The sequence below is a fragment of the Methylocucumis oryzae genome, from assembly GCF_000963695.1.
GTDB classification, from domain to species: domain Bacteria; phylum Pseudomonadota; class Gammaproteobacteria; order Methylococcales; family Methylomonadaceae; genus Methylovulum; species Methylovulum oryzae.
Map to the genome: position 1 here is coordinate 1 of NZ_LAJX01000301.1, position 6,717 is coordinate 6,717.

Here is a 6,717-nt window from a genome sequence, read left to right on the forward strand (position 1 = left end):
TGCACTGCCGCCCTCGACTAAACCCAAATTCTCGATACTATCATTGGTCACGGTAGCGATAATGGTATTGCCACCGGTTAAGCCAAGCACCACTTCTGAATTCACCGAGCCTTTTTGAATATGATTAATCACGCCGGTCAATTGATTGCGCGCTGATAAACGATAACCGCCAAAATCAGACACGATAATGACTTGCGGTGCTTTCACCAACGCAATGACGTCAATTCCGGCTTTAATACCTAAGGATTGCACGGATTCTTTTGTCATTGAAGCCACTATGGTTTCACCGCCTTTTAACATCACTGAAACCGTAGCATTCACCACACCTATAACCACTTCAGTAACCTTACCGAAAAATTGATTACGCGCACTTGCTTTCATAATAAGTCTCCTAAATAGAAAAACAACGTCGGGTTGTTCTAGTAGACGTTGATTGAGTTGAGCCAAATACACACTATGTTGCTCATTTAACTCGTTAAACAGTTGTAATAATGATTTGCCGGCAGGTGTTAATTTAGTGCCACCACCCGCACGGCCGCCTTGTACCGTCATGACTAATAGATTTGGCGCTAAATTATTCGCGCGCTCTATCATTTCCCATGCGCCTTTATACGTTAATCCGACCTCTTTAGCCGCTTGATTGATTGAACCACTATGGTCAACAGCCGCCAACAAGCGAAATAAGCGCTCTCCTAAACCACCTAATAAGCTGATATGGCCTTGCAGTAGACCGACTGGGTGAGCTGCATCATTAGGTGTCGCGTTTTGCTTAGACATAAGTCCTCTGAACCTGGTTACTCAATAGTCAAACCGGCTACCAACGTAAAGCGGGACAGGGTATTCAGGATGAAGGTGTTGGCAGCAGGATGCTGCCAACAAGCCTACAAGGATGTATTTACGGCGTCCTTTATCCTGAATACCCTGTCCCTACTAAAGTGATTAGCCGTCAAACCCTATAGTAACCTAAATAGCGACAATCGATAAGTACTGTCGCTCTCGCTCTGCCTTGGTAGCCAAAGCAAACATCATCAGTGTTTTCAATACTAGCAACCTAGTTAACGCATAATTCTGGATTTTTAAGTATGTTGCATTAGTGTGATGACTTAGTTTCAAGTAAACTATTTAGTTAGAATCAGGCTAAACACGTTTAACTAAGCTAAGTTATAACGCTCACAAACGCTTATTGACTTATTTTATTGGATAAACGGCGTTAGCTACTGAACACATGCATTCGTTAACTGTTTAACTACGTTCTCTCACTAAGGAGGCCGCTTTCTTATCAACAACACATACGTTACTAATCCACAACGCTTTCTATAACTAACAATAAGAGGTAGAGGATATGTCAAATATCGCAGGTAAAGCATACGCGATGAATGTAATCACGCCGGTTCGCTGGTATACAGCCTGGGTTAACAAATTATTTTTTTGGATAGCCGTCAAAAAGACCCAGCACCTTATCAGGCTTAATAACCTTATCACTGATTCACTACGCCCGCTGGGTCATTATAAAAAGAGACCAATTTCCACATTTAGACCCTAAGCAGCCCAAAGAAGACTTACATTACGCCTACATGCTGTTTTTCAGTAATTTTAACGGCAGTTGGGATCAATACGTCGATTCCTTCACATTCGCGATACCCGGAGGGCTGGATTTATTCTGGAAATGGAATATACGCTATCCCAAATCCGTCGCGTTAACCCCTTTTCACGACTACATTCATTACAACCAACTTGAAACTATTCATTACTACAACGCGTATCCGCTCGCGACCTCTAATGACATTAAAGGTGCAAAAACGGTAAAAAGCGCGTTACTGCAATTTCAAGACAAAAGTCAAAACCTAACAGACGAGCAATTCATGCAAGAATACCGCACCTTACTACGCGGCTTACAACATGACCTAGGCGATATGTATCCAACCCCAATTGTTACCATGTCAGCGCTGCAAGTAGAAAAACGACAAAAATGGCATGACCGCAATTTAAAAACAGGAGAAAACCATGTCCAGTAATATCAGCGGCAATGCCTACGCCTTAACCATTTTATCGCCTATCAAAAACGAACGGGCGCAAGACGAATTATCGTGCGCTGACTTAGTACGCGATAAATTACAACAATGGAATTTTGCTCATAACAGCCCTATGGCGTTAGTACCCAACACGTATTTATGCCGCTTCTTTGTCTTAGACGATGTCTATACTGAATCCTTACCCGGTGCTGATTTGCGCAGCCTATTTTCTGACGTGCTCAGCATTCTTTCTAGCGCTATTCGGCGTAGCCAATTGCCTAAAGAAGATCACTTAAAATCACAATACCTCGTGTTCTCCAGCAACTTTTACGGTGGGCCAACAGGTGATTTAGACGGCTATCTGCGCGGCATGTGGAACGCGATTGAACAACCTATTAGAGATATATGGGGGCATTGCTATGGCTTTGCCCAGGTTAACGATGCCGACAGTTTTATTACTTACATGAAAAAATGCCAGCTAGACGCAGCACTATTTTTTGTAGGCTCAAACGACGAATCCTTAGCTGAACAACTGAAAGCTTTGTACTTAAAACAAGAATTCAGCAAATTTGCCAGCGCTAACCAAGCTTAGATGCCGCCACATTACGAGCTAACTTTCAAGCCTTTATTAACCGCGTACAACCCACCAATCTTGCCGAACCCACGTGGTCAGCCGGTAAATATCGTTTAGGAGAATAACACCATGACCAAGCAATTAGATTTGTTGGACATACAAGGCAATGTCATTCGCGCGTATGGTCGCTTTGGCTACCCCGTTGCGCGCTATGTGTTTTTTAATGTTAAAAATGGTGCTAAAGGCCGCCAATTTGTCGCTGAGATTAACAAAAAAAGTCACCACCGCCGCCGAATGGGGCGATGGCCCTAACCAAGTCAAGCAGCCCGATTGGACCATTAACATCGCCTTTACCTATCAAGGGCTAAAAGTGCTAGGCGTTCCGCGTGACTCGTTAGTCGGTTTCTCACCGGAATTTATTAGCGGCATGAAAGAACGCAAAGATATTTTAGGCGATGACGGTCCTAGCGACCCTAAGCAATGGGATCCAATATGGCAAGGTAATCGTGAACAACGTGAGAAAGATATACACATTTTCATCTCATTAAACGCGCGACGCCCAGATATGCTCGAGCAAAGCTATCAATGGTTAATGGGCATACAATACCAATATCGAGACAGCATCATCTTACTCAGTGGGCATAGAGGCGACAATAACCAGCTCATGGATTATCAAGATGCCAAAATCGTGTTTGAAAATGGTAAACCGACGGCTAAAGAGCATTTCGGTTACACCGATGGTATTAGCGACCCGGTATTTGAAGGCGTGCCTTACGATGCCGATAGGGTTAACGGGCGCGGTAAAGTCTTAGAAGACGGCAGTTGGGCGCCATTAGCTACCGGTGAGTTTTTACTCGGCCACATAGACGAAGCCAGAGAATACCCACCGGCACCGCAACCGGTATTACTCGCGCGCAACGGCACCTATATGGTGTACCGTAAGCTACACGAAAATGTCGGCACGTTTGAAGCCTATTTAGATCAACACGGCCAAACTTACCCAGGCGGAAAAGAATTATTAGCGGCAAAATTCGTTGGACGTTGGCGCGATAACGGCGCACCGTTAGTCAAAGCGTGGGACGCGACCAGTAAAGCCAGTTTTGACGTAGAATTCGATGCCGCTGGTGAACAGCAAAAAGACCAATTACTGAGTAATTTTGATTACGACAACGACATGAGTGGTGGCAAATGTCCGTTTAGCGCCCACATCCGCCGCATTAATCCGCGCAGCTCGTTACAAATGACAGAAGGTAGCCTACCCGGCTCGCTGACCGTCAACAAAGATGCTTTCGACACCCCAGGGGCATTGTCTAATCGTCGTCGCCTTTTACGCCGTGGCCTGCCTTATGGTCAAGTCACCGACCGCAGCCGCGATGATGGTAATCACGGCATTATCATTATGATGGTAAACGCCGACATCAACCGGCAATTTGAATTCGTGCAGCAGCAATGGATTAACTATGGCAATGACTTTAAAGCCGGTAACGACAAAGAAATTATCCTAGGCAACCACAGCGCCGACGACCAATACCCCAGCAAAGCCGTATTACAAGTCGAGCCGGATAGCGACCAAGCGCCGTATATCTTACCCAAAATCCCTCGCTTTGTTGAAACACGCGGCGGCGATTATTTCTTTATACCCAGCATCACTGCGTTAAAAATGATTGCGCAAGGCGTGATTGATCCTACCTAAGCTTAAACCATCGGTTGAATCCAAGTCGGTTCAACCGATGGGCTATTCGTTCGTTAGGATGGTTTTTAAAGAACCCTCCGCAGCTGGTGTATGATCTTACGCAAATCCCATCAACCTAAGAACTGCGATATGACCGAACCCACTATCCTCTGCCCCAAATGCACAACTGAAATCCGCCTCACAGAATCGCTAGCCGCTCCGCTGATTGCCGCCACCCGCCAGCAATTTGAACAACAACTGGCACAAAAAGACCAAGACATTGCCCAGCGCGAACAAGATCTACGCGAACAACAAAAACAACTGCAAGCCGCTCAACGCAGCCTAGAGGAGCAAATTGCCCAGCAAGTCGCCGCGCAACTGCACACCGAACGCCAGCGCATCATCAGCGAAGAAAGCCAAAAAGCCAAACAAGCTGCTGCCAACGAACTCGACAGCAAAACCCGTGAACTGGCAGAGCTGAACGACGTGTTAAAAGAGCGCGATGCCAAACTTGCAGAAGCCCAACAAGCCCAAGCCGAACTCATCAAAAACAACGCGAACTTGACGATGCCAAGCGCGAACTAGAATTAACCGTCGCCAAACGCATCCAAGACGGCCTCGCCGAAGTCCGCGCCCAAGCCAAACGCGAAGCTGAAGACAGCCTTAACCTAAAAGTGCTGGAACGCGAGCAAACCATAGCCTCCATGCAGCAAAAAATCGAAGAACTCAAACGCAAAGCCGAACAAGGCTCGCAACAACTGCAAGGCGAAGTCCAAGAACTGGAATTGGAAGCCATGCTGCGCGCCAAATTTCCTTTCGACAGCATCGAACCCGTCGCCAAAGGCGAATACGGCGGCGATGCCCTACAACGCGTGATAAGTCCAACTGGACAAATCAGCGGCACGCTATTATGGGAAAGCAAGCGCACCAAAAATTGGAGCGACGGCTGGCTGGTGAAGCTACGGGAAGACCAGCGCAACGCCAAAGCCGACCTTGCCGTACTGGTCAGTCACGCCCTACCCAAAGGCGTGGAAAGCTTTGAAGAAATCGACGGCATCTGGGTCGTAAGCCCCCGCGCCGCTTTGCCCGTCGCCACCATCCTACGCCACACCTTGCAACAAATCGCACTCGCCCGTACCGCCGCCGAAGGCCAACACGGCAAAACCGAACTGGTCTACCAATACCTCACCGGCCCACGCTTCAAACAACGCGTCGAAGCCATCGTCGAAGCCTTCTCCACGATGCAAGAAGACCTAGACAAAGAACGCAAAGCCATCCTAAAGCAATGGGCCAAACGCGAAGCGCAAATCGAGCGGGTGATGAACGCCACCGTCGGCATGTATGGCGATTTGCAGGGCATCGCGGGGAAATCGTTGCAGGAAATTGAGGGCTTGGAGATGAAGGTTTTGGGAGTTGATGAGGAATTGTAGTTGTAGTTGTAGGGTGGGCAATGCTGTTTTGCCTTTATGCCCTTTGGTTACACCATTTTGGCTTGCCAACCCAGTTAATGTAGTTACACTATAGTAGTTACAAAGAGGAAAAAAATGATTATTCTTTGGGATGAAAACAAAAACATCATTAACCAAAGCAAACATCGGATCAGTTTTGAACTTGCACAACGAGTATTTGATGACCCCTTGCACATCAGCAGACAAGACCGTATCGAAAACGATGAACTGCGCTGGCAAACCTTGGGGCTAGTCAATAATGTCGTCTTATTATTGGTCGCCCATTCTGTCAGCGATACTAATGGTGAAGAAACAATACGCATTATCTCGGCGCGAAAAGCCGATAAAACCGAACGGAGAATTTATGAACAAGGCCAATAACCAACCGTTAACAGCTCAAGAACAGGCAGAGCTAGCAAACCTTGCCGCCATACCAGACGAGAAAATTGACTATTCAGATATACCTGCCACCACACCGGAACAATGGCGTGAAGCCGAACAAGGGCGATTTTATCGCCCCGTCAAGCAGCAACTGACCTTGCGCATCGATGCTGATGTAATCGCTTGGTACAAAAGTCAGGGCAAGGGTTATCAAACGCGCATTAATGAACTGTTGCGGCAAGCTATGCAGGAAGAAATTAAGCGTATGTAGCTAGGGCTGGGATGGTTTTGCGAATCTCCGTCCCGCTCATAACCTTTGCACTAAACAAGAACGGCAAGTTTTTTCAATGGCAACAATGCGGGGGAATTTTGGGAAATCAAAAAACATATACTGAACGCACAACTGCCGCCAACAAAGCAATCGGATTTGACTATCAGTATTATTATTTTCTATACCGTATTTTAAAGTTAGGAATGAGCATAAATTAATTTCGACAATAATGCGATTGCTGAGATAAATTTAGCCCAAAATAAGTCTTTCCAAGCCCGAAAATGATTGAACCCTATTCAAAAGAAATTGAAGAACAAATGCAAGAATTGTRTGGCCGCCTCTCCGAAAAAAGCAGGCGG

Annotated in this window: 9 protein-coding genes; 8 read left to right on the top strand and 1 reads right to left on the bottom strand. The window is 46.5% G+C overall.

Annotation, left to right across the window (positions count from 1 at the left end):
- Window positions 1-777, bottom strand: a 777-nt coding sequence (locus VZ94_RS20560; RefSeq protein ID WP_045780669.1) for a TOBE domain-containing protein, incomplete at its 3' end; no start/stop codon positions are given.
- A 797-nt stretch (window positions 778-1,574) separates the two neighbouring features.
- Here VZ94_RS20560 and VZ94_RS20565 point away from each other — a divergent pair.
- The 8 genes from VZ94_RS20565 to VZ94_RS20590 all read left to right on the top strand — a co-directional run bounded on the left by VZ94_RS20565 (window position 1,575) and on the right by VZ94_RS20590 (window position 6,358).
- Window positions 1,575-2,015, top strand: a complete 441-nt coding sequence (locus VZ94_RS20565; protein WP_204369233.1) for a hypothetical protein — start codon at window positions 1,575-1,577, stop codon at window positions 2,013-2,015.
- The gene (locus VZ94_RS20570; protein WP_052700789.1) at window positions 2,005-2,604 is read left to right on the top strand and encodes a hypothetical protein; all 600 of its coding nucleotides are present in this window, start codon (window positions 2,005-2,007) and stop codon (window positions 2,602-2,604) included. Before VZ94_RS20565 ends, VZ94_RS20570 begins: the two co-directional genes overlap by 11 nt.
- A gap of 111 nt (window positions 2,605-2,715) precedes the next feature.
- Window positions 2,716-2,898, top strand: coding sequence for a hypothetical protein (locus tag VZ94_RS27410; RefSeq protein WP_204369234.1), 183 nt, complete (start codon window positions 2,716-2,718; stop codon window positions 2,896-2,898).
- Window positions 2,840-4,279: a Dyp-type peroxidase gene (locus tag VZ94_RS20575; protein WP_204369235.1), complete on the top strand. Its 1,440-nt coding sequence runs from the start codon at window positions 2,840-2,842 to the stop codon at window positions 4,277-4,279. Before VZ94_RS27410 ends, VZ94_RS20575 begins: the two co-directional genes overlap by 59 nt.
- A gap of 129 nt (window positions 4,280-4,408) precedes the next feature.
- Window positions 4,409-4,843: a hypothetical protein gene (locus VZ94_RS29840; RefSeq protein WP_239650118.1), complete on the top strand. Its 435-nt coding sequence runs from the start codon at window positions 4,409-4,411 to the stop codon at window positions 4,841-4,843.
- A gap of 119 nt (window positions 4,844-4,962) precedes the next feature.
- Complete coding sequence (locus tag VZ94_RS29845; protein WP_239650119.1) at window positions 4,963-5,688, top strand: DUF2130 domain-containing protein; 726 nt, start codon at window positions 4,963-4,965, stop codon at window positions 5,686-5,688.
- A gap of 114 nt (window positions 5,689-5,802) precedes the next feature.
- Window positions 5,803-6,087 carry a BrnT family toxin gene (locus VZ94_RS20585; RefSeq protein ID WP_045780670.1) on the top strand — a complete coding sequence of 95 codons (285 nt, stop codon included), beginning with the start codon at window positions 5,803-5,805 and terminating at the stop codon, window positions 6,085-6,087.
- Entirely contained in the window at window positions 6,071-6,358 is a 288-nt protein-coding gene (locus tag VZ94_RS20590; RefSeq protein WP_045780671.1) for a BrnA antitoxin family protein, read from the top strand. Before VZ94_RS20585 ends, VZ94_RS20590 begins: the two co-directional genes overlap by 17 nt.
- Window positions 6,359-6,717: the final 359 nt, after the last annotated feature.

Bases quoted from the DNA above. Each gene is read 5' to 3' on its own strand.
- VZ94_RS20565 (WP_204369233.1), top strand. From the start codon at position 1,575: ATGCTGTTTTTCAGTAATTTTAACGGCAGTTGGGATCAATACGTCGAT.
- VZ94_RS20570 (WP_052700789.1), top strand. From the start codon at position 2,005: ATGTCCAGTAATATCAGCGGCAATGCCTACGCCTTAACCATTTTATCG.
- VZ94_RS27410 (WP_204369234.1), top strand. From the start codon at position 2,716: ATGACCAAGCAATTAGATTTGTTGGACATACAAGGCAATGTCATTCGC.
- VZ94_RS29840 (WP_239650118.1), top strand. From the start codon at position 4,409: ATGACCGAACCCACTATCCTCTGCCCCAAATGCACAACTGAAATCCGC.
- VZ94_RS29845 (WP_239650119.1), top strand. From the start codon at position 4,963: ATGCAGCAAAAAATCGAAGAACTCAAACGCAAAGCCGAACAAGGCTCG.
- VZ94_RS20585 (WP_045780670.1), top strand. From the start codon at position 5,803: ATGATTATTCTTTGGGATGAAAACAAAAACATCATTAACCAAAGCAAA.
- VZ94_RS20590 (WP_045780671.1), top strand. From the start codon at position 6,071: ATGAACAAGGCCAATAACCAACCGTTAACAGCTCAAGAACAGGCAGAG.